This window comes from Pseudomonas sp. B611 (genome assembly GCF_055407965.1).
Genome location: NZ_JBUZST010000011.1, coordinates 1 through 25156, shown reverse-complemented (window position 1 = coordinate 25156; position 25156 = coordinate 1). Strand labels below are relative to the sequence as shown.

The following is a 25156-nucleotide window of genomic DNA, read 5'->3' as shown; positions in this document are numbered from 1 at the left end:
CTTATCCCTGGAGTTTTCCATGCCTGCCCAAGTGACCCTCAAACCCCTGCGCCGACCGCCAGGCTGGCGCGCCAACGTGCTCACCCAAGCCTTGGCCCTGGCCCTGTCCAGCCAGATGTGCAGCGCGTTTGCCGCCGACTACCTGCCCAGCCCCGAGACCCTCGAGCTGGCGCCGCTGACGGTCAGCGCGCGGCTGCATCAGGAGAGCGCCAAGGACATCCCGTTCGGCCTGTCGGTGCTCGACGGCCAGGCCCTGGAGACCCGGCGCCTGCGCACCCTCGAAGACGCGTTGCGCGCCACGCCGGGAGTGGACGTCAATTCGTGGGGCGGCGCCAACGATGCCAACGTGCGCATCCGTGGCGTCGGTTCGCTGAACCAGATGAGCATGGATGACGGCTCGGTGCAGCTGAATGTGGACGGCGTGCCGATGTCGGTGCGCAACGCGGCCATGGCCACCCTGGATGTGCAACAAGTGGAAGTGCTCAAGGGCCCCCAGGGCACGTTGCTGGGGCGCAACAGCGAAGCCGGCGCGATCAACGTCACCACGCGCAAGCCGACCCGCGACGTGCAAGGCTATGTGCGCGGCGAAGTCGGCCAGCAAGGCCAATTCATGACCGAGGGCGCGGTGGGCGGGCCATTGACCGACACCTTGGCCGGGCGCATCGCCGTGCGCCGCTCAGGCTTTGACAATTGGGTCGATGACCAACAGGACGGCGACCCGTTGACCCGTCCCCGCGACCTGGCCCTGCGCGGCAGCCTGCTGTGGGACAACGACAGCGGCACCACCGGCCTGCTGGTGGCCGAGCGCCAACGCGCCGAGCATTACGCCGGGCTGGAAATGCTGCGCCCGTTCGGCAGCCGCCCGAGCCTGGACTACACCCCCGGTGTGTTTGACGGCAACCAGAAGACCAACGAACGCTACTCCTTCGAACTCAACCACGACCTGGCGCAGGCGCGCCTCACTTCGATCAGCGCTTACACCCGCACCGATTTCAATGCGGTCAAGGGCTACGACCGCAACATCACCCGCGCGCTCTACGGTGCGCCGTTCGAATACTTGATCGAAGACACGGCCCGCGAGCAGGTGTGGAGCCAGGACCTGCGCCTGGGCTCCTTGCCGGACGCCGAGGTGTTCTGGGTCGGCGGGGTGAACCTGGCGCGGTCCGAGCGCAGTTTCGATTCGGACAACTTCACCAACGGCTCCTGGCAACAGCGCGATTTCAGTACCAACAGTTACGCGGCCTATGGCGAGATCACCGTGCCGCTTGGCGAGCGCTGGAAGCTCACCACCGGCCTGCGCCACAGTTGGGACCGCAAGACCTACGGCGCCGACTACGCCAGTGGCGGTGCGGTGACCGGCGACAGCCGCCAGCTGCAGGACAACTACAGCACCGGCCGCGTGGCCTTGGCCTATGCGCTGACCGCGCAGACCAACCTGTATGCCGTGGTGTCGCGTGGCTACAAATCGGCGGGGTTCAACGATTACGCCACCACGGTCAAGGACAGCGAGCCGTACAAAGCAGCGAAGGTGAATGCCGCCGAACTGGGCTTCAAGCATGAAAGTGCCGGTGGTGCGCTGAGCGTGGAAGGCGCGTTGTTTATCACCCGTGTCGCCGATGACCATTTGCTCGGTTACGACTTCACCAGCCTGGCCGTCAGCGCAGTGAACGCCGACACCCGCAGCAAGGGCGCTGAGCTGTCGACGACCTGGCATGTGAACGATGAACTGACCCTGGGCAGTGCCGTGAGCTACACCAACGCGGTGGTGACGTCCGATGCGCCGGGCGTGTCCGGCGGCGATGTGGCCGCTGGCAGCCGGGTTCCGGATGTGCCGTTGTGGAGTGGCAATTTCAGTGTGGCGTGGACGCGCGACTTGCCGAACCTGCTGGGCTTGCCCGCGCCACGCCTGAACACCTTGCTCAACTACCGTGTGCAGAAAAACCGCCCGGCCGACGCGCAAAACCACTATGACCTCAAGGGCCACGCCAAGCTGGATTTGCACCTGGGCCTGGAAAGCGGCGGTTCGGAAGTCTACCTGTGGGGCGACAACCTGCTGGATGCGCGTTATGACCTGTACGGCACCTACTCGACCGACGCGGTGCTGACCGGCATGCCGGCACGCGGGCGCTCGGCGGGGGTGGGTTACAGCTACGCGTTTTGAGGCGCGGGGAGTCGGCACGCCGGCTCCCCGGTTTGTTCAGAACTGATAGGTGTAGCCGACGCCCAGGGTGCGGCGGCGCGCGGGGGCGCCATAGGCCACCGGGTCGCTGTAGAAACCGTAGGTGTCGTAGGTCTGGTTCAGCAGGTTATCGGCGAAGGCATACACCTCGCCGAAGCGGCTTTCGAGGCCGGCGCGCAGGTCGAGTTTCTCGTAGTTGTCCAGGTTGAAATGGTTCTGCGGATCGGCCGCGCGTTCGCCCACCAGGTGGTAGTTGAGGCTGGTGTTCAGCGTGGTGTCGCCCAGGCTGGCGACGCTGCCCAGCGGGTGTTTCCAGCTGGCGTTGAAGTTACCGCTCCAGCGCGGCACGTCCGGGGTGCGGTTGCCGGCGTTGACGTCACCGGCCTGGATGCCCAGCACCGCGCTGGTGATCTTGGCGTCGAGGTAGGTGGCGCTGGCGGCCAGGGTCAGGCCGTGGTCGAAGTGCCAACTGCCTTCCAGTTCGGCACCACGGGTGCGGGTGTCGGCGTTGAACGCGTTGGTGGCAAAGGTGGCGGCATCGTAGCCGAGCAGGTGGTCGTCGTGGACGCGGGTGAAGAACAGCGCGCCATTGAGGCTGCCACGGCGGTCGGCGGTCTCGCTCTTGAAGCCCAGCTCGGCGGTTTTGCTGATGGCGGCCTTGTACGGTTGGCTGTCACTGACCTGCGAGGCGTAGTCATTGAAACCTCCGGACTTATAGCCCCGCGCCAACTGCACATAGACATTGGTCTGCGGGCTGATGGCGTAGCTCAGGGCTGCACGGCCGGTGCCGTAGTGGTCGGTGAGTTTGCGCGAGTCGTTGACCGCATCGCTGCCGGCGAAATACTGCCCGTCGTAGGTCTTGCGGTCCCAGGAATGGCGGTAGCCGGTGGTCAACTTCAGGCGCTCGGTCAGCGGGAAGGTGGCTTCGCCGTAGCCCGCATAGGTGGTCGTGGTGAAATCGCGGAACTTCGCCCCGGAGGTGCCGTAGGTATTGCGCGGCGTGTCGTAGCTGCGTTCGTTGCGCGAGGCGGCGAGGCCGGTGACCCAGAACACGTCCGCGTCGGGCAGGGCGCTCAGGTGCACGTCCTGGCTCCAGCTGCGCTCGAAGGATTTATCCACCACCCAGAACTCGCTCGGGGTGCCGTAGAGGGCGCCCATCAGCTTGCTGTCGTAGGCGATCAGGCCTTCGAAGTCGGCGGTGCTGGTGGCGGTGGTGGAGGTCAGGCGACTGTTGGCGAAATCATGATCGAGCTTGATCGCATAACGCTCGGTGGTCTTGTAGTTGTCATCGAACAGGCCGGGGCTGAGGTCCAGGCTCGGGTCGCTGCCGTAGGGGCGCAGCACCAGGGAGTTGGTGGCGCGCTTGGTCTTTTGCCGCTCGGCGCTGAACAGCACGTGGGTGTCGTCGTTGACGTCCCACAGCAGGCTGCCACGGAAGGCTTCGTTGCGCGGCTTGGTCAGGGGGTGATTGTTCTGGTCGTTGTCGATCCAGCTGTCGTAGCCCGCACTGCGCACGGCCAGGCGCCCGCTGAGCTGGTCACTGAGCGGGCCGCCGATCGCCCCTTCGCTGAGGAACTGGCCTTGCTGGCCGACTTCGCCGCGCACATAGCCTTGCAGTTCGCGGGTCGGCTGGCGGGTGGTGATGTTCACCGCGCCGGCCTGGCCGATCGCCCCGGACAGCGTGCCTTGCGGGCCCTTGAGCACTTCGACGCGCTCCACGTCCAGCGTCTCGAACCCCAGGCTGCGCGACGACACCGGCACGCCATCAATGTTGAACGCGACGGAGCTGTCATCCATCGACATCTGGTACAGCGAGCCCACGCCACGGATCAGCACGTTGAAGTCATTCGGCCCACCGGACGAGTTGACGCTGACCCCGGAGGTGTTGCGCAGGGCGCTTTCCAGGGTGTCCAGGCGTTGCACGCGCAACTGTTCGCCGCTGATCACGCTGAGGCTGATGGGCACGTCCTTGGGGTCTTCCTGCGTCATGCGTGCGGTGACGGTGGAGGCGGGCAGTTGCACCGCTTCGGCGGGCGTGTCGGCGTAGGCGTGATGACAGAGTGTCAAACTGATGGCTATTGTTATAGTGTAACTACTTTGCGCGAGTCGGCGAGTCGACATGATGGGGCCTTGGCTGAGGGTTTTTGGGAGTCGCGATAACGGTCAAGATGCTAGTGATTATCAATTGCGCGACTCTACCCCGATGTGGTCTGATTCGAGCCGTATCCGGTCAGCAGGGAGATTCAACGATGTCAGCTGTTCAGGCGCCCACGCCGGTCTCGCAGATCATTGCCAACGGCTATCGCGGCGAATTCGGCCCCGGCAACCAGTGCCGTGTCACCCGCGTGACCTTGCACGGTGGGCTGGATATCGTGCGCTGGCAAAGCACGTTTGCTCAGCCCGTGGAGCTGCCGTTGCAGGACGACAGCGAACGCATCCACTTCAGCTTCACCCACCGCCTCAAGGGCAAGGCCCATTGCAGCTTCCACGACGGCCGCCGGCACACACGCCATGCGATCAACGAAGGCGCCGGCAGCATCAGCTTCGGTCGCAGCCGCGAGGGCCTGTATCACCAGCAGGGCGAGATTGACAACATCACGGTGATGATCAACCCGCAGTTGCTGGCCCAGTGGGACGTGGAGATTGATCCGACCCTGGGCAGTGCGCTGGCCTGTGAGCATTGCTTCCTCGACGGCTACCGCAGCGGTGAAATGAGCGCCACCGCGCACCTGCTGTGCAACGCCATGGACCTGTCCCAGCCGCGCAGCAGCCTGTGGCTGTACGGCCAGAGCGTCACGTTGGTCAGCCTGTTCCTGCAAGCCCGGCGCAACCTCGCCTGCACCTGCCGCCTCAGCCCCCTCGACCGCCAACGCCTGCTGCGCGCCCGCGAGTATTTGCTCGCGGACCTGGGCAAGGCGCCCAGCCTGCCCGAGCTGGCGCGGGAGGCCGGGATGAGCCAGCCGAAATTGACGCGGGGCTTTCGCCAGTTGTTTGCCAACAGCGTGTACGGCGTGTTCCAGCAAGCACGCATGGCCCAGGCGCGCAGTCGCCTGATGGAAGGCGAGGCGTCGGTGATGCGAGTGGCGTCGGACCTGGGGTACGCGAATGCCAGCCATTTTGCGACGGCGTTTCGCAAGCAGTTCGGGATCAACCCGTCGAGCTTCAAGGCCGGTGCGGGCCACGATTGACCCGTCCGCCGCAAAAAAAACAGCCACTCGTACGAGTGGTTTTTTTTCGCCTGGGATGATCGTTCCCACGCTCTGCGTGGAAACGCCTCCTGGGACGCTCCGCGTCCCACCAGACGGCGGCACACTCAAGCCATGCGCAAGGGTGACGCAGAGCGTCACGGGGAGCATTCCCACGCGGAGCGTGGGAACGATCAGTTAAATAACGGATATGTACTCCGACCAAAAAGCCTCAGCGCCTAACACATAGCTATCGCAGGCAAGCCAGCTCCCACACAAGCCCGCTCCCACATTTTTTTGACCGAGTCACGCCGCCGCTTGCCGCCCCGGAATCGCCGCAATCAGCTCGCGGGTGTACTCCGTCGCCGGCCGGTTGAAGATGTGCTCCACCGAGCCATGCTCGATCACCCGACCATGGCGCAATACCAACACCTGGTGCGCAAAGTTGGCCACCACCGACAGGTCGTGCGACACCAGCACATAAGCAATCCCCATCTCCCGTTGCAACTCCTCCAGCAGCTCAAGAATATGCGCCTGCACCGACACGTCGAGGGCGCTGACCGGCTCATCCAGCAGCAACAGGTCCGGTTTCAAGGCCAGGGCGCGGGCGATGGCCACACGTTGGCATTGCCCGCCAGAGAGTTCGCGGGGCAGGCGGTCCAGGTAGCTGACGGGCAAGTGCACGCGGCTGATCAGTTCGCGCGCGGCCTGTTCCAGGGCGGCGCCTTTGAGCAGCCCGAAGGATTCCAGCGGCTCGACGATGCTGTCGAAAATCGTCAAGCGCGGGTCCAGGGCGGCGAATGGGTTCTGCTGCACCAGCTGGATCCGCTGGCGCAGCGGGCGGAATTCGCGCCAGCTGAGGTCGGTGATGTCCTGCTGTTCGAAGTGCACGCGGCCGTGGCTGGGTTTTTCCAGTCCGAGGGCAATGCGCAGCGCCGTGCTCTTGCCCGAGCCGGACTCGCCGACAATCGCCAGGGTCTGCCCGGGGTAGACCTCCAGGCTCAAGTCCTCCAGGGCCAGGAAGGTGCTGGCTTCGCCCTTGACCTTGGGCAGCGCGAAGGTCTTGCCGACGTGGTGCAGGCTGAGGATCGGTGCCTGCGTAGGGTCCAGATTCAGCAACGGTTCGCGGCGCCTGGCGAACGCCGGCGCGGCGGCGATCAGGGCGCGGGTGTAGTCGTGTTGCGGCGCGTCGAGGATCTGCCGGGGCGGGCCCTGTTCCACCAGCTCACCTTGCTGCATCACCAGGATGCGGTCGGCGCGGTCGGTGGCCACGCCGAGGTCGTGGGTGATGATCAGCAGCGAAATCCCGCGCTCACTGACCAGGCGTTGCAGGTGGTCGAGGATCTTGCGCTGCACGGTCACGTCGAGGGCGCTGGTGGGCTCGTCGGCGATGATCAGGCGCGGGTTGCCGGCCAGGGCGATGGCGATCAGCACACGCTGGCGCATGCCGCCGGAAAGTTCGTGGGGATACTGGCGGGCGCGCAACACCGGGTTGTCGATGCCCACCTGTTGCAGCAGCTCGACAATGTCGGCATCCACGCCGGGATAGCGTTTGCCGTGCGCCAGGATCAACGCTTCAGCGATCTGCTGGCCCACGCGCAAGGTCGGGTTGAGGCTGACCATTGGGTCCTGCGGTACCAGCCCGACGGTGCGACCGCGCACGCCGCGCTTCTGGCGTTCGCTGGCGTGGGTCAGGTCGTTGCCCGCGATCCACAGTTCGCCGCCGCTGATCTGCGCGTTGTCCGGCAGCAAGCCGAGGATCGCGTTGGCCAGGGTCGATTTGCCCGAGCCGGACTCGCCGACAATCGCCACGGTCTCGCCCTCGGCAATCGCCAGCGACAGCTTTTTAACTGCGGGACTAAGTTGCCCGCCGGAACGGTAGCTGACACTGAGTTGGCGCACATCCACTAAAGCGCTCATCGTTGGGTCTCCTCGAAGGTGCGGGCGATATGGTTGAGGCTGAACACCACGGCCACCAGGAACAGGCCGGGCAACAGGGACACCCACGGCGCGGTGATCAGAAAGTGCCGGCCGTTGGCGATCAACGTGCCCCATTCGGCAGCCGGAGGCACCGCGCCGAAACCGAGAAAACTCAACCCGGCTGTGGCGAGGATCGCGGCGCCGAAGTCCAGGGTCGCCAACACCGCCACCGGGCCCCAGGCATTCGGCAGGATATGGCGCAGCAAGGTGCGCCCCCAACTGGCGCCGCCCAGGCGCGCGGCTTCGACATAGGGCAGGGTCTTGACCCGCAGCACTTCGGCGCGGGTGGTGCGGGCGAACCCTGGAATGATGCCGACGCCCACGGCGATGGCCACCGGCACCGTGCCAAAGCCGATGGCCGTGACAATCGCCAGGGCCAGCAGCACGCCGGGCAGGGCCAGCAGCACATCGACAAAACGCATGATCAGCGAGTCGATCCGCCCGCCGGCAAAGCCCGAGAGGATACCCAACCCGAGCCCGCCCAACAACGCAATGCCCACCGCCAGCGACGCCGCCAGCATCGACAGGCGCGCGCCGTAGACCACCCGGGTAAACAGGTCGCGGCCCAGCTCGTCGGTGCCGAACCAGTGGGTGAAGTTGGGCGCGCGCAGCTTGTCGGCGGGGGCGGTGGCGTAGGGGTCAAAGCTGGTCAGCAGGTGCGGCACCACGGCCGAGACCAGCGCGAACAGCACCAGCAGCAGCGCCAGGCTGAAACCGGGTTTGCGCAGCAACGGCAGCAACACCGCCGTGGCGCGTTGCAGGCGGCTGCGGCGGCGCCACAGCGGTTGGCTGGCCGGCAGGGCTGTGCCGCGCAGGTTCTGCTCAAGGATGGTCATGGTCTAGGACACCTTTGGCGTGTGGGAGATACGCGGGTCGAGCCACGGGTACAGCAGGTCCACCAGCAGGTTGACCAGCACAAACGCCGCCGCCGACACCGCGACGATGGCCAGCACCACCGGGATGTCCTGGCGCAACACGGCTTCCTGAGCCAGGCGGCCGATGCCGGAGCGAGCGAAAATGGTTTCCACCAGCACCGCACCGGACACCGTGTTGCCCACCTGCAAACCGATCAGCGTGAGGATCGGCAACGCTGCATTCTTGAAGCCGTGGCGCGCCTGCACCTGGCCGCGGCTGAGGCCCTTGGCGTAGGCGGTGACGATATACGACTCTTTCCACACACCCTGGAAACTGCGTTGCAGCACCTGGGCGTACACCGCCGCGCTGGGAATCGCCAGGGTCACGGCGGGCAATATCAGGCTTTCAAAGCCCTTGCTGCCGGTGGCCGGAAACCAGCCCAGGCCAAACGCAAACACCTGGATCAGCAACAAGCCCATCCAGAACACCGGCACCGAAAAGCCCAATGACGGCAGGCGCGTCAGGGCTTTTTTCAACGGTTGCCAGCGGATATACGCGGTCAGGTAGGCCAAGCCAATGCCGCCGAGCAACGACAACACGATGGCCAGGCCGGCCAGGGACAGGGTTTGCGGCAGGCGCTCCACCAGCAATTCAGCCACCGGGCGGTTCATCGACAGCGACTGGCCGAAGTCACCGCGCAACGCGCCCCACAGCAGGTCGAAGTACTGCTCGAACACGCCCTTGTCCAAACCGTAATAAGCCCGTGCCTTGGCCAGGTCTTCCACCGACAGCGCATCGGCCTCCATGCCCGAGGCGCTGAGCATCAGCGACAGGGTGTCGCCCGGCAGCAGATACAGGATGAAGTAGGTGATGCTGTAGGCGCCCCACAACACCAGCAGCGCCTGGCCGACCCGGCCGATCAGGTAGCGGCTCATGGCGTGCCGATCTCGATATCACCCAGCAGGGCGAAACCTTCTGCGGTCCAGCGGAAGTTTTTCACCTTGGCCGACGTCGCGGCCTGCCACACCCGCTCATACACCGGGAACGCCGAGCTTTCATCGATCAGCAGGTCTTGCAGGTCGCCATAAGCGGCGGCGCGTTGTGGGCCTTGAGTGGCGGTGATGCCCGCGTCGAACAAGCCCTTGGCTTTTTCCAGTGTGGCCGGTTCATAGGTGTTGGTGGCCACGGTTGAACTGTTGGCGGTGCGCGGATCAAGGATGGTTTGCAGGATGATCGGGTCGGCGCGGGTCATGTAGTTGATCGTCAGGTCGTAGTTGCCCGCCGAGTTGTTGGCCACCCACTCGGCACGGGTGACCACGCTGAGTTTCACCTCGATGCCGACCTTGCGCAGTTGGTCCTGGATCAACACGTCGCCAGCGGTTTCTGCCGGGCTGATGTTGTAGCTCAGGCTCAGGCGCTTGCCGTTCTTCTGCCGGTAACCGTCGGCGCCCTTGGCCCAGCCAGCTTGATCCAGCAGTTGTTCGGCGCCCGCCGGGTCATAGCCGAGCTTGGCCGCCTGGCTTTTGGCGAAGGGCGTGGTCACGTCGAAGATGCCTTGCACCACCGGGAACTCGGCGTTGTACACGGTGCTGGCGTAGCTCGTGCGGTCGATGGACTTCTGCACCGCCAGGCGCACTTGCCGGTCGGCGAGGATGCGTTCGCCACGGGTGTTGGGGTACAGGTTCAGCGCCGGGCCCGGCAGCGAGCGGCTCTGGATGGTCGCGCCCTTGGACTGGAACAGTTTCAGGTCCACTTCGGAGAACGGGTTGCGCGGCCACAGGATGTCGGCCTTGCCTTGCAGGAACAGGCCGTTGCGCACGCTTTCTTCGGGAATGTAGGTGACGTCGATGGCGTCCAGATGGGCTTCGCCCTGGTTTTTCATATTGGCCGAGGCCCAGGCGTAGCCTTTGCGTTTGGTCAGGTGCGCGCCGACTTCCGGGGTGTAGCTCTGCAGCACGAACGGCCCGGTGCCGATGATCTTGCCCAGGGAGCGCTCCTTGACCGTCAGCGCATAGGAGGCGGGCGCGAGGATCGCCAGGTTGGTGGTGGAGGTGGCCTGCAAGAACCCCGCGTTGGGCCGCGACAGCACCAGCTTGACGGTGAAGTCATCGACCACTTCGGCGTGGTCGTAACCCGCCAGGTACGTCGCGCCAAACGTGGCCGGCAGCTCGGTGGCCAGGGCCTTGTCGCTGTCGAACGCGGTCTTCACCGCCTTGGCATCGAAGCGTTCGCCGTTGCTGAAGGTCACGTTTTCGCGCAGGTGAAAGGTGTAGGTCAGCGCGTCGTCACTGACCTCCCAGCTTTTGGCCAGCCACGGGATGATCTTGCCGGTTTCCGGGTCCTGGTCGGTGAGGGACTCGGCGACATTGCGCAGCAGCACCCGGTGTTCCAGCCAATAGACCTGGAACGGGTCGACGCTGACCAGAATGGTGTTGTCGCCAAAGAACGCGATGTTCAGGGTTTTGTTGGCCTGGGCCTGCTCACCCGAAGGCGAGCAACCGGCCAGGGCCAGCGCCAGGGCGCACGGGGCCAGCAAGCGGCTCATCAAGTTGGAGGTAGTCAATGGTTAGCCCTCATGTGGCGGTTCGGGTGCATGCACGGTGTGAATCAGAAGTCGTAGGCCAGTTTGGTGTACCAGTAGCCGCCGCCCGGGTAGAACGGCGGGTTGCCGTAGGCCGCCAGGCCCAGGTTGCTGTACACCGCGTGCTTGTCGGGGCGTACGTCGAAGATGTTGGTGCCGCCGATGCTCACGGTGAGGTGGTCGACGAAGGTGTAGCTCACGTCGAGGTCGGTGATCCATTTGGCGCCGAAGCTGCGATCGCCACTGGGGTTGACCGCGAGGGTCTTGACCGCGCCGTAGCGCGCGGTTTGCAGGTTCACCGCGAGGTCGTCGATTTTCCAGTTGGCACCGAGGATCCATTTGGTCTTGGGCGAGGCGTCGGTGAGGTCACCGGCGCGGTCGCGGCCCACCAGGGTCACGCCGGTGTTGGCCAGCGCGGCCGGGGTGTCGCGGCTGTCCTGGATGGTGGTCTTGTTCCAGTTGAAGCCCAGGCTCCAGCGCACCTCGCCATAGGCATCCAGCGGCGTGGTGTGGTCGGCGACCACGTCCAGGCCCTTGGTGCGGGTGTCGAAGGCGTTGGTGTAGTAGTTGACCCAGGTACCGGACGGCACGCCTTGGGCGGTGAGGATCGCGTTGATCGCGCCGTTGCCACGGTCGTAGATATTGCTGGTGAGGGCGATGCGGTCGTCGATGTCGATCAGGTAGGCGTCGGCGGTGATACTGGTGCGTGGCGCCGGTTGCCAGGTCAGGCCGAGGCCGAGGTTGCGCGATTTTTCCGGCTTGAGGTCATCGCCGCCAAGGGCCTTGGCCAGGTTGCTGCCCGACGGCGTCAGGCGAGTCACGGCGGGCACCACGTTGCCGTCGGCATCCAGGGCCACGCGGTTGTCGGCCACGGTGTAGCCGATCTGCGTCAGGGACGGCGCACGGAAGCCGGTGCCGACGGTGCCGCGCACGGCTACGCTGTCGGTCAGTTCATAGCGTGAGTTGACCTTGAGGCCGAAGGTGTTGCCCGAGTCGTCGTCGTAATGTTCGACGCGACCGGCCACGTCCAGGAACCATTTGTCGGTCAGGTCGAAACCCAAATCCAGGTAACCGGCGACGTTGTTGCGGATCAGGCTGACTTCATCTTCCGGGCGGATCGTCACCGCCGCCTGCGCGCCCGACGCGGCGGGGTAGGTGCCGGTGATATAGGCCTCGCGGTCACCGGCGAAGGTGCTGAAATGCTCCCAGCGATGTTCCAGGCCGGCCGACACCTGTACTGGCGACGTGAGGTTGAACAGGCTGTCGTAGCGGCGGGTGAAGTCGAGGTTGTTCACCCACTGTTCAAAGCGGAAGGTCGCCAGGTTGTCGAACTTGGTCGGCGACGCGGTGCCCAGGGACGGGTTGATATTCAGGTCGCTGGAGTGGTGCACATTGTTGCGCCCGTAGGTGGTGCTCAGGTCCCAGTTCCACTCGGCCACTTCACCCTTGCCGCCAAACAGCAGTTGGTAGTCGCGGTCCTTGATGTTGTTCAGCGGGTAATAACCGTCGGGGAACACCTCAGGCACGGCGGCGGTGCCGGTGGGCAGGCGGAAATAGTTGGCGGCTTCGGCATCGCGTTCGCCGTAGGTGGAAAACGAGTACAGCGTGAGATTTTCCAGGGGCAGTTCGGCGTTGTAGGCGAGGTTGAAGGCCTTGAGGTCAGGGTCGCCGTTCTTGATTGCCACGCGGTCCCAGGCGGCTTCCTTGGCTGGGTCGTTGAAGGCCTTGACGCTGCTGTCGGCCTTGTCGTTCCACGACGCATTGCCGCGTTTGCGCGCGTCGGCGGAGAGGTGGAAAAAGCCGCCCTGGCCCAGCTCGAAGCCTTGGTCGCCAGCCACCTTGATCGTCTCGCCTTCGCCTGAAAACAGCTGGCCGTAACTGGTCTCCAGGTGGCCGCCGCTCTTGGTGTTCTTCAGGATGATATTGATCACGCCGGCCACCGCATCCGAGCCGTACTGTGCGGCCGCGCTGTCCTTGAGCACTTCGATATGGTCCACGGCGCTGACCGGGATCAGGTCGATGTCCACCGCATTCGCGCCGCTGTTGTCGATGGAGCCGCGCTGGCCGGTGGCGCCGTTGTGCCGGCGTTTGCCGTTGACCAGCACCAGGGTGTACGCCGGGCCCAGGCTGCGGTTGCTCAAGGGCCGAGTCACCGAGTTGTAGCCGGCGATATTGGTGCCGAAGTTGAACGACGGCAGCAACTTGGCAATCGCCTCGGACAACTCCGCGCGACCGGTCTTGAGCAACTGGTCGCTGTTGATCACGTCAATCGGCGCCGGGCTGTCGGCCACGGTGCGCTCCTGGCCGCGCAGGCCGGTGGAGATCACGGTCACGGTGTCGAGCTTGGCGTCATCGGCAAACGATGGCGCGGCGGCCAATAGCAGGGAGCTGGTCAGCAAGGACAGGTGAAACTTTTTCAGCGGTAGGGCGCAGGCGATATCGGGCATGTCAGCAATAGTCCATTGATTCTGGTACTGGCCCGTGGCGTGGGTACAGCTTCGAAAGCGAGGTAGGGAAACGATTAAGGTGGGGTTGAACTGAATTTATTACTATAAAAAACCGTAGTGAAATTCTTTTTTCGAATAAGCTAATTATTAAATATTGTTATTTAGATAATTTATAAAATTATTAATTTTCATGATCGGCGCTAATGATCGTTCCCACGCTCTGCGTGGGAATGCATCCTTGGACGCTCTGCGTCCGCTCTTGAAGGCGTGACGCAGAGCGTCACCGGCGGCATTCCCACGCAGAGCGTGGGAACGATCTAACCTGTTTCAACCGTGTTTCAGGCAGTTGATAGAGCGATCCACCGTGGTCTTGGCAATCTCCAGCAAATGCCACACAGCCAGTATCTTCGCTCGCTCGGGGCTTGCCAGTTGCTCACCACAATCCAGCGCAGTGGCCGACGCGCTGTCGAGCAAACTGGCGGTGTAGAGCAGGGCATCTTCGAAGCTCAGGTCTTCGTTGACCGAGTGGAAACCATGGGTGGGCAGGTAATGATCGATGGCGCGGTTGAAGGCGGCGCGGTCTTTGGCGGGGTCGAAGGGCGGATCGGGGGCAACTTTGTTCATGATGAAGCTCCTGATTAAGTCAGAAGCCGGCCCCATCGCGACTAAACGATGGGTGGCGGCTGTGCGCAGGTTAGTCGACCGGCAAATCAGGAAAATCCGGCGCACCCGAAGGTGCCCTGCGCACAGCCACCATAAAACCTCATGGAGAACCATGCGCCTGATTAAGAATCCGAGCGACTAAACCCGATCACTGAATGGGCAGTGACGGACCGCAGACTAGCCACCGATTTCAGCAGGCACAAGGCGGCAGGGATTGTCTAGGAAACGTCCTGCAATTTAAAGCGACACGGCTTGCTGGCCCTTTACAAACCATGACAAAACGCCAGCAACCCACCGAAGTACCCTGCTGCACGGCGATCAAAATGTGGGAGCGGGCTTGCTCGCGAATGCGGTGTGTCAGTTAGCAGATTCATTGGCTGATCCACCGTATTCGCGAGCAAGCCCGCTCCCACATTGGATCTCCAGTGTCTGTGGGCTGGCGGTGTCGCAGATACGACGCTGTACACCACACCCGTGGTCTATCTTTGGTTTGAACATCGGCGGCGCAAGGCGTTGCCCGACTTTCAAACGATTCGATAGCAGCATCAGCCTCATAGTGGGGCTTTAGTTTTTGATGGGGTCGGTTTGGACGCGCCCAGCACCCGATTCAGTTCACCAGCAACCGCAATCAGTTGCTGCTCCAGTGCTTCGACCTCTGAGAGGCTGATGCTGCTGTTGAGAACTTGCAGGGTCTTGGCTCGCCTCTTCGGAACAGGCGCTAGAGCATGCGTGTCCTGGGGCAGCAATGCCTGACGCAGCAGGTTATTGATCACCGTTTGATAGCCTGTGCCCGCTTGTTCCGCGAGCGCGCGCGCGGCGTCGATGACCGCATCGTCCAGCATGATGGTGATGCGGGTCTTGCCTTTGTTGCTGGCGATTGCGCCACGCTTGGCGTTACTGAAGTCGTATTCGTCTTTCATGGTTCAAGTTTCCAGGTACTGGCGCCGTTCATTTTTAGAGGCGAGCCGGGCACTGATAATGCGTACGAAGTTGGGGTCACGGTAGGTGTAGGCCACCACCAATATGCGTCCCTTGGCGTCCGTGCCCATGGTCACCCAGCGTTCTTCATTGTGGTCATGGTCTTGCAGCGTCAGGGCTGCCTCGTCGTTAAACACCGGTTCTGCGTCAGCCAGGCTTATGCCCTTGTGCTTTTGCTGATTGGCGATATTTTTTGCTGCATCGAACTGAATCCTGAATGTCGTAATTATGCATATTTTATATGTATAACAAAGCGATTGAAGGGACCGTCAGTCAGGGCATTGATAAGCCGTGGTTGGCTTTGATCGGCCAAGGTCCTGTTCCGTCGATCAGTTGGGGTCTCAATTCTGCTGAGACCCACAACCAATTTCCGCGCGTAATGATCAGTTCGCTTTGTAGTGGGATTCTGTTTCGATTGTCGGAGGATCGATCGTTCCCACGCTCTGCGTGGGAATGCATCCCCGGACGCTCTGCGTCCGTTCTGAAGGCTTGACGCAGAGCGTCACCGGCGGCATTCCCACGCAGAGCGTGGGAATGATCAAGCCCGACCTCAGCGCATATGCAGAATGATCGGGCTGCTACTGGCCGGATCGGTATGCCCGCGCAGCTTGCCCACCGCCTTCGCATCCACCGCGCCGCCATTATTGCCCCAGGTGCTGCGCATATAGCTGAGGACGTCGGCAATGTCCTGGTCCGACAGTTGCTCACGAAACGCCGGCATGCGATAGGCGTCCGGCACACCTGCCGCCACAACGCGTTGCGAGCCGTTGAGGGTGATGTTGATCGCCGAGGCGCTTTCCTTGGCGAGGGCCGAGGTGGCGCCGGCCAGCGGTGGCATCCACTCGGGCTGGCCCTTGCCATCCAGGCCGTGGCAGGAGGCGCAGCGGGTGGCGTAGGTGTGGGCGCCCGGGCCGGTGCTGGCGGTAGCTGCCTGGTATTGCCATGGCGTGCCGTCACGCTGTGGGTCGCCGGGCAGTGACTTGAGGTAGCGGGCGATGGCGCCGAGGTCGTCGTCCTGCATGAACTGGGTGGAGTTGTTGAACGCTTCGGTCATCGAGCCATAGACCACCGCGTGGGCGTTGCGCCCGGTCTTGAGGAACTGCACGATCTGCGGCTCGCTCCAGCGCCCCAATCCGGTGTTGGGGTCCTGGCGCAAACTCGGCGCATACCAGCCGTCGAGGAGGGCACCGGCGAGAAACGGCGCGCCGGACTCGTCCAGCGCCTTCTCGTTGAACGCCAGCCCGCGCGGCGTGTGGCAACTGCCGCAGTGGCCGGGGCCTTGCACGATATACGCGCCACGGTTCCACAGGGCGTCCTGTTCCGGCTTGGGCGCGTAGGGCGTGCTCGGCGCGAACACGCCATTCCACAGCGCGATGGGCCAACGCAGGTTGAGCGGCCAGGGAATGTCGCTGGGGATATTCGGTTCGCTGGCCGGTTGCACGCCTTTCATGAAGAACGCGTACAGCGCACGGATGTCGTCGTCGCTGAGCTTCACGTACGACGGGTAGGGCATCGCCGGATACAGCCGACGCCCGTCCGGCGTCACGCCATGGCGCACCGCGCGGTCGAAGTCGGCCAGTGAGTAGTTGCCGATGCCGTGCTCCCGATCCGGGGTGATATTGGTGGCGTGAATCGCCCCCAACGGCGTGGCCATCTCCAGGCCGCCGGCGAACGGCGTCTTGCCCGGCAGGCTATGGCAGGCCACGCAGTCACTGAGCCGGGCGACGTACTCGCCGCGACTGACCAATGCGGCATCCACACTTTGCGCTTGTTCAAAAGGCGAGGCGGGCTGGCGGGTAACATACCAGGCCAGCACCCCTGCGGCGACCAGGCAGGGCAGCACCAGCCAGCCTGCGGTTCTTGCGAATCGACGGTTGTTCATTGGCATTTCCTGGCGGTTAGCTGAAGGTGTGACGGCTCAAGGGCAGGCTGCGAATACGCTGGCCGGTCAACTGCGCCACCGCATTGGCCACGGCCGGCGCGACGGCGGGCAGCGGCGGTTCGCCGATGCCACCCATCTTTTCGCCGCTCTCGACGATCCGCACATGCACCCGCGCCATCCGCGACGGCGGCAGGATCGGGTACAGGTCGTAGTTGCGCGCCCGAGGCTTGCCGTCGATATACACCGCTTCTTCCAGCAGCGTCTGCGACAAGCCCAGCGCCACCGCACCATTTACCTGGGCTTCAACAATCGCCGGGTTGACGATGCTGCCCGGGTCAATCGCTTCCCAGATGTCATGCACCTTGACCTGGCCGTGTTCAATCGACACTTCGGCGATCACCGCCGCGTGGGAGCCGAACGGCGAAGCCATGGCCACGCCGCGCGCACGGCGGCTGCCGTCTGCGGCGGTGAACGGCCCACGTTTCCAACCGCCGGACAACTCGCCTACCGCTTGCAGCAGCGTGGTCAGCCGTGGGTTGTCGCGCAGCAGGTGCAGGCGCAGTTCATAAGGGTCGTGACCGCCTTTATCGGCCAGTTCATCGAGAAACGCTTCGTAGAAGAAGTCATTCAGCGAATTGCCTACCGAACGCCAGTAGCCGAGCATTGCCGGGCCCTTGACGTAGATCTGCGCGATACGTTTGTTGGGGATGGCATAGGACTTGCCCGACAACCCTTCCAGCGCCGTGGGGTCGAGTTTGTCGCCCTGTTTGCCGGCAATCGCTTCGGTGGGGCCTTCGGTGGCACTCACCGCCTCGATGGCCACAGGGAAGCCTTTGTCATCCAGCGCGGCGCGGAACTTGACCACTGCCACCGGACGCAGCACATCCCGCAGGAATTCTTCTTCGCGGCTCCAGATCAGCTTGACCGGGCGCCCGACCGCCTTGGCCAGCGCAATGGCCTGGGGATACGGGCTGGCCGAGTCATACAGGAAATGCCGGCCGAAAAAACCACCGAGCAACGGTGAGTGCAGGTTGACCTGCGCCGGGTCGAGGCCGGCGCGCTTGGCGATGTCGGTGCGGAACATGTCCGGCGCCTGGTTGGGCAGCCAGATGTCCAGCGTGCCGTCGGCGTTGAAGCGGGCGAGGGCAGACGGCGGTTCCAGCTGGGCGTGGTTGACGTACTGGTTGTGGTAGGTGGCCTCGACGCTCGTCTTGGCGCCTTTCAGCGCGGCCGCGACATCCCCTTCGTTTTCATCGTCACGGGCCGGGCCTTGCTGGGCGGCGAGCACTTCGCGCCAGCCATCGCTGGAAAAGTCAGCGGGCATCACCCGTACCTTGGCGTCGGCGCCGGCTTCCTGCCAATCGACCTGGATCGCCTCCACCGCACGCTTGGCGTGCCACCAACGCTCAGCCACCACCGCCACGGCGCCAGGCAACTGGTGCACCGAATGCACGCCTTTCATGCCTTCGACCTGCGCCTGGTTGCGCAGGCTGCCGACGGTCATGCCCAGGCGCGGCGCGTGCTGCACGGCGGCGTGGAGCATGCCGTCGACCTTCAAATCGATGCTGTACTGCGCCTTGCCGGTGGATTTGTCATAGGCATCGACGCGGCGCACCGGCTTGCCGATCCAGCGGAACTGGCTCGGGTCACGCAGGGTGATGGTGGCCGGGTCCGGCACCGGCATGTCCAGGGCGCGCCCGGCCAACTCGCCGTAGCCCAGGGAACGCCCGGACGCGGCATGTACCACGCGGCCGGGTTGAGTGCTCAGTTCGGCCAGCGGCACGTTCAATTGCTCGGCGCCGGCCTGCAGCAACATGGCCCGCGCCAGCCCACCGAGGCGGCGCATGGTCGGGTAGCTCATGCGCACCGACATGCTGCCGCCGGTGATGCGCATGCCGTTTTCCATCACCACATAAGCTTCGCCAGGTGGTGCGGCTTCGACGATGAACGTGGCGGGGTCGGCGTCCAGTTCTTCGCCGACAATCTGCGCCATCGCCGTGTGCGTGCCTTGCCCACCTTCCATAAAGGGGCTGAGCAACCGCACGCTGCCGTCCGGGCGAATCTCCAGGAACGCCGGCACCTGGGTACCCCGTTCGGCAGTGGCGGCCTGCACCCTGGACGAGCCAAGCGGCAAACCGAAACCAATCACCAGCGCCCCCACCGCCGTACTCGCAAGGAAAGCTCGGCGTGACAGGTTCACCGGGCCATCGAATAAGTCATCGCGCGCTTTCATCAGGCGTTCTCCTGCTTGGCCAGGTCGTTGACCGCCGCATGAATCGCGTTGTACGTGCCGCAACGGCACAGGTTGACCATCGCCGCGTCGATCTGCTCGGTGCTGGGCTTGGGGGTGTGCTTGAGCAGCGCCGTGGCCGCCATCACTTGCCCGGACTGGCAATACCCGCATTGCGCCACCTGATGCTCGACCCAGGCCGCGACCACGTGCTTGCCCACCTCATCGGCCTCAATCGCCTCGATGGTGGTGATTTCACGCCCGACCACGCCGGCCACTGGGGTCACGCAACTGCGCACCACATTGCCGTCCACCAGCACCGAACAGGCGCCGCACTGGGCCAGGCCGCAGCCGTACTTGGTGCCGGTCAGGCCGAGGTCATCGCGGATGACCCACAGCAACGGGGTATCGGCATCAGCATCGACCTGATAGGTCGTCTGGTTGATTCGTAATTCCATGGCTCACCTGCTGATCGACGGTAGGTGCGGCCTTTATTGAGTAGGAAATGCGTTGGCCGCTTAGTGTCGAACTCTAGACCACCGCGCAAGGGCCATGTGGCCGGCCGTCGTCAAGTCCGCAGGATCAGGCAAGAATTCGCGAGGAATAGGTCAGTCAGACAATGTCGTCGATGAGGATATGGTGCTGGCCCCGGCTGCACCGCTCGATACGCGCCTCGACCTTGTACACCGCGCGCAACATCGCCTCGTTGATCACCTCGTGGCTTGGCCCGCTGCCCTGGGCCGTGCCGTCGGCAATCACCAGTACCTGGTCGGCGAAGCGCAGCGCCTGGTTGAGGTCGTGCAGGGCGATGAATACGATGACCTGGCGCTGGCGGGCGAGGGCGCGCATAAAGTTCAGCACCTGGACCTGGCGGTGCATGTCGAGGGCGCTGGTGGGTTCGTCCATCAGCAGCACCTCGGGCTCGCGCACCAGGGTTTGGGCGATGGACACCAACTGTTGTTGGCCGCCGCTGAGTTCGCCGAGGTTGCGAAAGGCCAAGTCGCGGATGCCGAGGGCATCGAGCATTTCATCCACCAGTTTTAGCTCATCATCGTGCACCGCCCAGCCCGGCGCGAGTTGCTTGCGCGCCAGCAGCACCGATTCGTACACCGTCAAGCGGGCGCTGGCGTTGAGGCCCTGGGGCATGTAGCTGATGCCTTGCACGCCCTTTGCCGAGCCTTGCAGGCTCACCTCACCCGGCCCGTCGATCAGCCCGGCGATGCGCTTGAACAGGGTGGATTTGCCCGCCGCATTGGGGCCGACCACGGCGACCACCTGGCCACCGACAAACCGCGCGGTACTGACGCCGCGGATGATGGTGCGCGGCCCGTAGCAGGCGCCCACGTCGTCCAGTTGGATACTTACCATGAGTTTTTCTTCCCGCTGAGGATCAGGGAGATAAAGAACGGCACGCCGATCAGCGAGGTGACCACGCCGATCGGGAAGATCGCACCCGGGATCAGGGTTTTGCTCACCACCGAACTGGCCGACAGGATCAACGCACCGGTCAGCAACGAGGCGGGCAGGAAGAAGCGTTGGTCTTCGCCGATCAGCATGCGCGCGATGTGCGGTCCCACCAGGCCGATAAAGCCGATGGTGCCGACAAACGCCACCGGGAACGAGGCGAGCAGGCTGACCATGATCAGCGTCTGGAAGCGCAGGCTGCGCACGTTGATGCCGAAGCTGGCGGCCTTGTCATCGCCCAGGCGCAGGGCGGTCAGGGCCCAGGCGCGCTTGGCGAAGATCGGCAGGGTGATCAGGATCACCAGGCAGATCACCCCGAGTTTGGGCCAGGTGGCTTTGGTCAGGCTGCCCATGGTCCAGAACACCACGGCGGCCACGGCTTGCTCGGTGGCAAAAAACTGCACCAGCGCCAGCAGCGCGTTAAAGGTGAACACCAGGGCGATGCCCAGCAGCACGATGGTTTCCGCAGTCACGCCACGGCGCAGGCTGAGGAAGTGGATCAGCAGCGCGCAGAGCATGGCCATGATGAACGCGTTGAGCGGCACCATGTACTGCGCCGCCAGCGGAAACAACGCCACGCCAAACGCCAGGCCCATGGCCGCGCCGAAGCTGGCGGCGGCGGACAGGCCCAGGGTGAACGGGCTGGCCAGCGGGTTGTTGAGGATGGTCTGCATCTGCGCCCCGGCCAGGGACAGCGCGGCGCCCACCGCCACGGCCATCAAGGCCACGGGCAGGCGGATGTCCCACATCACCACGCGCACTTGCGGCGTGGCCGTTTCGGGCGACAGCAGGGCGCCGAGCACTTCGCTGAGGCTATAGCGCGCCGGGCCCAGGGCTAGGTCGAGCAGCACGCTGCCCAGCAACAGCACGGCCAGGGCGCAGAGGATCAGGCGTTTGCGCAGCACCAGGCGGCGGTAGGTGACGGTCATGGCTTGAGGCTCACGAAGTAGCCCGGCTCATATGGCACCGGCAGGAAGCGCTCGTGCAGTTCGCGAAAGGACGCCTCGGGGTCGAGGTCGGCAAACAGCGTCGGGTGAAACCACTTGGCCAATTGCTGGATCGCCACGAACTGGTACGGGCTGTTGTAGAACTGGTGCCAGATGGCGTGGAAGGCCTGGTTTTGCTGGGCCTGGATGCCGGCATAGGCCGGGCGTTGGGTGTACCACGCCAGCTTGCGTCGGGCCTCGGCCATGTCTGCGCCGGGGCCGACACCGACCCAGTGCCCACCCGGCGCGAACGCCTCCCAGTTGGCGCTGGTCACCACCACCTGCGCCGGGTTGGCGACGATCACCTGCTCGGGGTTCAATTGGCCGAACGTAGTGGGGATGATGCCCTTGGCGATGTTATTGCCGCCGGCCATCTCGACGAACAGGCCGAAGTTTTCATTGCCGAAACTCAGGCAGCAATCGTCGGTATAGCCGCCGATGCGTTCGATAAATACCGCTGGGCGCGTCGGTTGCTGCGCCGCAATCACGTCGGTGACGCGGCGGATCTGCTGGTTGCGAAACGCAATAAACGCCTCGGCCTGTGGCTCCTTGCCGAACAGTTGGCCGAACAGGCGCATGGTCGGCTCGGTGTTGGTCATCGGCTGGTTGCGAAAATCCACATACACCACGGGGATGCCCAGGGCGTCGAGCTTCTCGATATAGCGCGCATCCTCGGTGGCGTGTTGCGCCTCGATATTCAGGATGATCACGTCAGGGCGTTGGGAGATGGCTTGTTCGATGTCGAAGGTGCCGTCTTCAAAGCCGCCAAAGGTGGGGATCTTGGCAATGGCGGGGAATTTGCGCAGGTAGGCGTTGTAGGTGTCCGGGTCGGACTGGATCAGGTCCTTGCGCCAGCCGACGATGCGTTCGATGGGGTTTTGTGTGTCCAGCGCGGCCACCAGGTACAGCTGGCGGCCCTCGCCGAGAATCACCCGTTGCACCGGCAGGTTGACCTTGACCTGGCGCCCGAGCAGGTCGGTGACGGTGGTGGGCGCAGCAACCGCCGGCATGGCCAGTAACCCGGTGAACAACAGCGCCGCCAGGACGTGGCCGCGTCGAACAATCGAAAGCATCATGGGAGCCCTTGCAGGTATCAGAAATCGACCGTGGCCGAGAGGAGGAGAGTGCGTGGCGACGCCTGGGAGAACGCGCCGTAGGAGGCCACACCGGACCAGTATTGGCGGTCGAACAGGTTCTGCACCGTGGCGCGGAACGTGGTCGGCCGCTCGGCGATGCGCGTGCTGTAGCGTGCGCCGACATCGATGCGGGTCCAGGGGTCGAGCCGTTGGGTGTTGGCCTGGTCGACGTACTGGCTGGCGGTGTAGATCGCGCCGCTGGTCAACGTCAGCCCCTCGACCCACGGCGTGTCCCATTCGCCCCACAGGTTGGCTTGCACCTCGGGCACGCCCACCGGGGAGTTGCCACGGTTCGCGGCAATGGCGGTCTGGGTCAGTTGTGCGTCCAACAGGGTCACGCCCGCGAGCAGGCGGGTGCCTGGGGCGACTTCGCCAAACAGGTTCAATTCCAGGCCACGGTTGCGCTGTTCGCCCTGCACCGAGAAGCGTCCGGCGGCCAGTTCACCGCTGGGCTTTTCGATCTGGAACAGGGCCAGGGTTGACATGAAGGTGCCGTAGTCGAGCTTGACCCCCACTTCATGCTGCCTGGACACGTACGGCGCAAAGATCTCCCCGGCATTCGCCGCGTTGGACGGCGCTGCGTCGCCCTTGCTCAGGCCTTCGAGGTAGTTGTAGTAGAACGCCACGTGCTGCCACGGCTTGAGCACCACGCCGAACAGCGGCGTGGTCTTGCCGTCGTCGTAGGCCGTGGTCACCGCGCCGGCGCTGTTGTAGTTGTTGGACTGGATGCGCTGCTGGCGCAGGCCCATGGTGACTTGCACGCGTTGGTCGAGCACGGACAGGGTGTCGGCGATGGCCACGCCGGACAGCTCGGTGGCGGAGACTTTCGGCGCATCCGGCTTGGCAATCGACGGCTTGGGGCGGTCGATGGGGTGGTAGATATTCGACAGCACCGAGTCGCCGGAAATAATCCCCCGCGACAGCTCATCGCGATAGCGGCTGGCTTGCACCACAGCGCTGTGGCTGACCGGCCCGGTGTCGAAACGCATGCGGGCGCCGGCGTCTACGGTGTAGCGCTGCACTTCGAAGCGGTAATAGCCCGGTGTCGAGTCGGTGTCGCCGGCGGCGTTGATGATCTTCGGGGTCTGGTCGGACATACGCGCCACCGCCGATTTGCCGCCACCGGCGTGGGCAAACAGGGTCAGGTTGTCGCTGAGGTCATATTCGCCGCTGAGCAACGCGGACTTGTCGCGGGTGCGCGACCAGCCCCAGTCCTGGCTGACGTTGGTGCGGCCGTTCGCGGCGTCGGGAATGGCCACGCCGGGGGCGATCAGGAACGGGCGGGATGCGGCGTCGAACTCTTCTTCCTGGGAGATCAGGTCCAGGCTGGTGCGCAGGCGTTCACCCTGATAATCCAGGGACAGCGCGCCAATCCCGACTTCACGGGATTGGTCGTCGATCACCGTGTTGCCTTGCTGCACGCCGCCGTTGAGGCGCAGGCCGAAACGGCGCTCGTCGCCAAAGCGGCGGCTGATGTCGATGCGGTTGCCGACGTGCGAATCCTGGGCATAGCTGGCGGTGTAGCGGGTGAGGTCTTCGTCGAGGGAGCGCTTGGGCACCACGTTGATCACCCCGCCCACCGCGCTGTTGGGCGACATGCCGTAGAGCAGCGCGCCGGGGCCTTTGACCACTTCGATGCGTTCGGCGTACTCGGTGAACACGCGGTAGTTGGAGGCCACGCCGTACACGCCGTCGAAGGCCAACTCGCCGAGGTTGCCTTCGCCGACCGGGAAGCCACGGATGAAAAACGAATCGACGATGCCGCCGGTTTGCCCGGTGGAGCGCACTGAGGAATCACGCTCCAGCAAGTCGCCGACGGTGGTTGCCTGTTGGTCTTTGATCAACGCAGCGGTGTAGGTGCTGACGCTGAACGGGGCGTCCATCACGTCGCTGTTGCCCAGCATGCCCAGGCGCCCGCCGACGGCGACCTGGCCGCCGGAATACGCCGGTGGCAGGCTGTCGGCGCGCTGTTCGGTGGCGCTGACGGTGGTCTGTGACAGGGTGACGCGGCGTTGTACCAGGGTGTAGCTGCCGTCTTCGCGCAAGACCATTTCCAGGCCGCTGCCGGCGAGCAGGCGGGTGACGGCTTCTTCGGTCGAGTAGGTGCCGGAGAGGCCGGGGCTGGTGAGGCCTTCGGTGAGGGCGGGGAGGAACGACAGGGCGATGCCGGCGTCCACGGCGAAGCTCGACAGCGTGGCGCCTAGGGGGCCGGGGGTGATTTGGTAGGTGTGCAGGGTGACAGCGTCCAACTGCGCGGCCATGGCGGCGCTGGTGAGGGCCAGGCTGAGCAGTGCGCTGCGGATCACTCGCATGGATGGGGGCCTGTGGGGTGGGGTTGATGTGTTTGCCAGTTGAGATTGGGAAAAGTATCAGATGGGGGGTGGTTTTTTTTGGCGGGGTGTACATATCCGTTATTTAGGTAACGGCCACTTATGGTTCCGCTCTTACAGCGGGTCACTTTTGGAGGGACCCAAAAGTAACCAAAAGGTCCTCGCCGGTATGACTCACCCACATGGGTTACAAATCAGTTCACGCACATAGGTAACAGTTTTTAACTGGCAGGGTCGATTTCGCGAGGATCTGACCATGC

The 25156-nt window shown here is 64.1% G+C and carries 18 protein-coding genes; 2 read left to right on the top strand and 16 right to left on the bottom strand.

The window, feature by feature from the left end; translation table 11 throughout:
- Nucleotides 1-19: 19 nt before the first annotated feature.
- A complete protein-coding gene (locus tag ACZRMO_RS20910) occupies nt 20-2161 on the top strand; it encodes a TonB-dependent receptor (RefSeq protein ID WP_463974154.1) in 2142 nt (713 codons plus the stop codon).
- A 36-nt stretch (nt 2162-2197) separates the two neighbouring features.
- Here the strand turns inward: ACZRMO_RS20910 and ACZRMO_RS20905 are convergent, their stop codons facing one another.
- Nucleotides 2198-4246 (bottom strand): TonB-dependent receptor, encoded by a 2049-nt coding sequence (locus ACZRMO_RS20905; RefSeq protein ID WP_463974058.1) that lies wholly within the window; start codon nt 4244-4246, stop codon nt 2198-2200.
- 182 nt (nt 4247-4428) lie between these two features.
- Here ACZRMO_RS20905 and ACZRMO_RS20900 point away from each other — a divergent pair, with 182 nt between their 5' ends.
- Complete coding sequence (locus ACZRMO_RS20900; RefSeq protein ID WP_463974057.1) at nt 4429-5367, top strand: helix-turn-helix domain-containing protein; 939 nt, start codon at nt 4429-4431, stop codon at nt 5365-5367.
- A gap of 303 nt (nt 5368-5670) precedes the next feature.
- On the opposite strand, the gene ACZRMO_RS20895 is transcribed toward ACZRMO_RS20900, so the two are convergent.
- The 15 genes from ACZRMO_RS20895 to ACZRMO_RS20825 all read right to left on the bottom strand — a co-directional run bounded on the left by ACZRMO_RS20895 (nt 5671) and on the right by ACZRMO_RS20825 (nt 24878).
- Entirely contained in the window at nt 5671-7284 is a 1614-nt protein-coding gene (locus ACZRMO_RS20895; RefSeq protein ID WP_463974056.1) for a dipeptide ABC transporter ATP-binding protein, read from the bottom strand.
- Nucleotides 7281-8180, bottom strand: a complete 900-nt coding sequence (locus tag ACZRMO_RS20890) for an ABC transporter permease (RefSeq protein WP_463974055.1) — start codon at nt 8178-8180, stop codon at nt 7281-7283. The genes ACZRMO_RS20895 and ACZRMO_RS20890 overlap by 4 nt, the downstream gene beginning before the upstream one ends.
- Nucleotides 8181-8183: 3 nt before the next feature.
- Nucleotides 8184-9134: an ABC transporter permease gene (locus ACZRMO_RS20885; protein WP_124525128.1), complete on the bottom strand. Its 951-nt coding sequence runs from the start codon at nt 9132-9134 to the stop codon at nt 8184-8186.
- Nucleotides 9131-10744 (bottom strand): ABC transporter substrate-binding protein, encoded by a 1614-nt coding sequence (locus tag ACZRMO_RS20880; protein WP_463974153.1) that lies wholly within the window; start codon nt 10742-10744, stop codon nt 9131-9133. The genes ACZRMO_RS20885 and ACZRMO_RS20880 overlap by 4 nt, the downstream gene beginning before the upstream one ends.
- Nucleotides 10745-10806: 62 nt before the next feature.
- Nucleotides 10807-13227, bottom strand: coding sequence for a TonB-dependent receptor plug domain-containing protein (locus tag ACZRMO_RS20875; protein WP_463974054.1), 2421 nt, complete (start codon nt 13225-13227; stop codon nt 10807-10809).
- 327 nt (nt 13228-13554) lie between these two features.
- Nucleotides 13555-13851 (bottom strand): DUF6124 family protein, encoded by a 297-nt coding sequence (locus ACZRMO_RS20870; RefSeq protein WP_463974053.1) that lies wholly within the window; start codon nt 13849-13851, stop codon nt 13555-13557.
- 590 nt (nt 13852-14441) lie between these two features.
- Nucleotides 14442-14810, bottom strand: a complete 369-nt coding sequence (locus ACZRMO_RS20865; RefSeq protein ID WP_463974052.1) for a BrnA antitoxin family protein — start codon at nt 14808-14810, stop codon at nt 14442-14444.
- A 3-nt stretch (nt 14811-14813) separates the two neighbouring features.
- Nucleotides 14814-15095, bottom strand: coding sequence for a BrnT family toxin (locus tag ACZRMO_RS20860; protein WP_463974152.1), 282 nt, complete (start codon nt 15093-15095; stop codon nt 14814-14816).
- A 323-nt stretch (nt 15096-15418) separates the two neighbouring features.
- Nucleotides 15419-16750 (bottom strand): c-type cytochrome, encoded by a 1332-nt coding sequence (locus tag ACZRMO_RS20855; RefSeq protein ID WP_463974051.1) that lies wholly within the window; start codon nt 16748-16750, stop codon nt 15419-15421.
- Between the two features lie 16 nt (nt 16751-16766).
- A complete protein-coding gene (locus ACZRMO_RS20850) occupies nt 16767-18983 on the bottom strand; it encodes a xanthine dehydrogenase family protein molybdopterin-binding subunit (RefSeq protein WP_463974050.1) in 2217 nt (738 codons plus the stop codon).
- Complete coding sequence (locus ACZRMO_RS20845; protein WP_448186166.1) at nt 18983-19438, bottom strand: (2Fe-2S)-binding protein; 456 nt, start codon at nt 19436-19438, stop codon at nt 18983-18985. The genes ACZRMO_RS20850 and ACZRMO_RS20845 overlap by 1 nt, the downstream gene beginning before the upstream one ends.
- 154 nt (nt 19439-19592) lie before the next feature.
- Nucleotides 19593-20348, bottom strand: a complete 756-nt coding sequence (locus ACZRMO_RS20840; RefSeq protein WP_463974049.1) for an ABC transporter ATP-binding protein — start codon at nt 20346-20348, stop codon at nt 19593-19595.
- Entirely contained in the window at nt 20342-21373 is a 1032-nt protein-coding gene (locus ACZRMO_RS20835) for a FecCD family ABC transporter permease (RefSeq protein WP_463974048.1), read from the bottom strand. Before ACZRMO_RS20835 ends, ACZRMO_RS20840 begins: the two co-directional genes overlap by 7 nt.
- Entirely contained in the window at nt 21370-22503 is a 1134-nt protein-coding gene (locus tag ACZRMO_RS20830; protein ID WP_463974151.1) for an ABC transporter substrate-binding protein, read from the bottom strand. Before ACZRMO_RS20830 ends, ACZRMO_RS20835 begins: the two co-directional genes overlap by 4 nt.
- A 20-nt stretch (nt 22504-22523) precedes the next feature.
- Nucleotides 22524-24878: a TonB-dependent siderophore receptor gene (locus ACZRMO_RS20825; protein ID WP_463974047.1), complete on the bottom strand. Its 2355-nt coding sequence runs from the start codon at nt 24876-24878 to the stop codon at nt 22524-22526.
- Nucleotides 24879-25156: the final 278 nt, after the last annotated feature.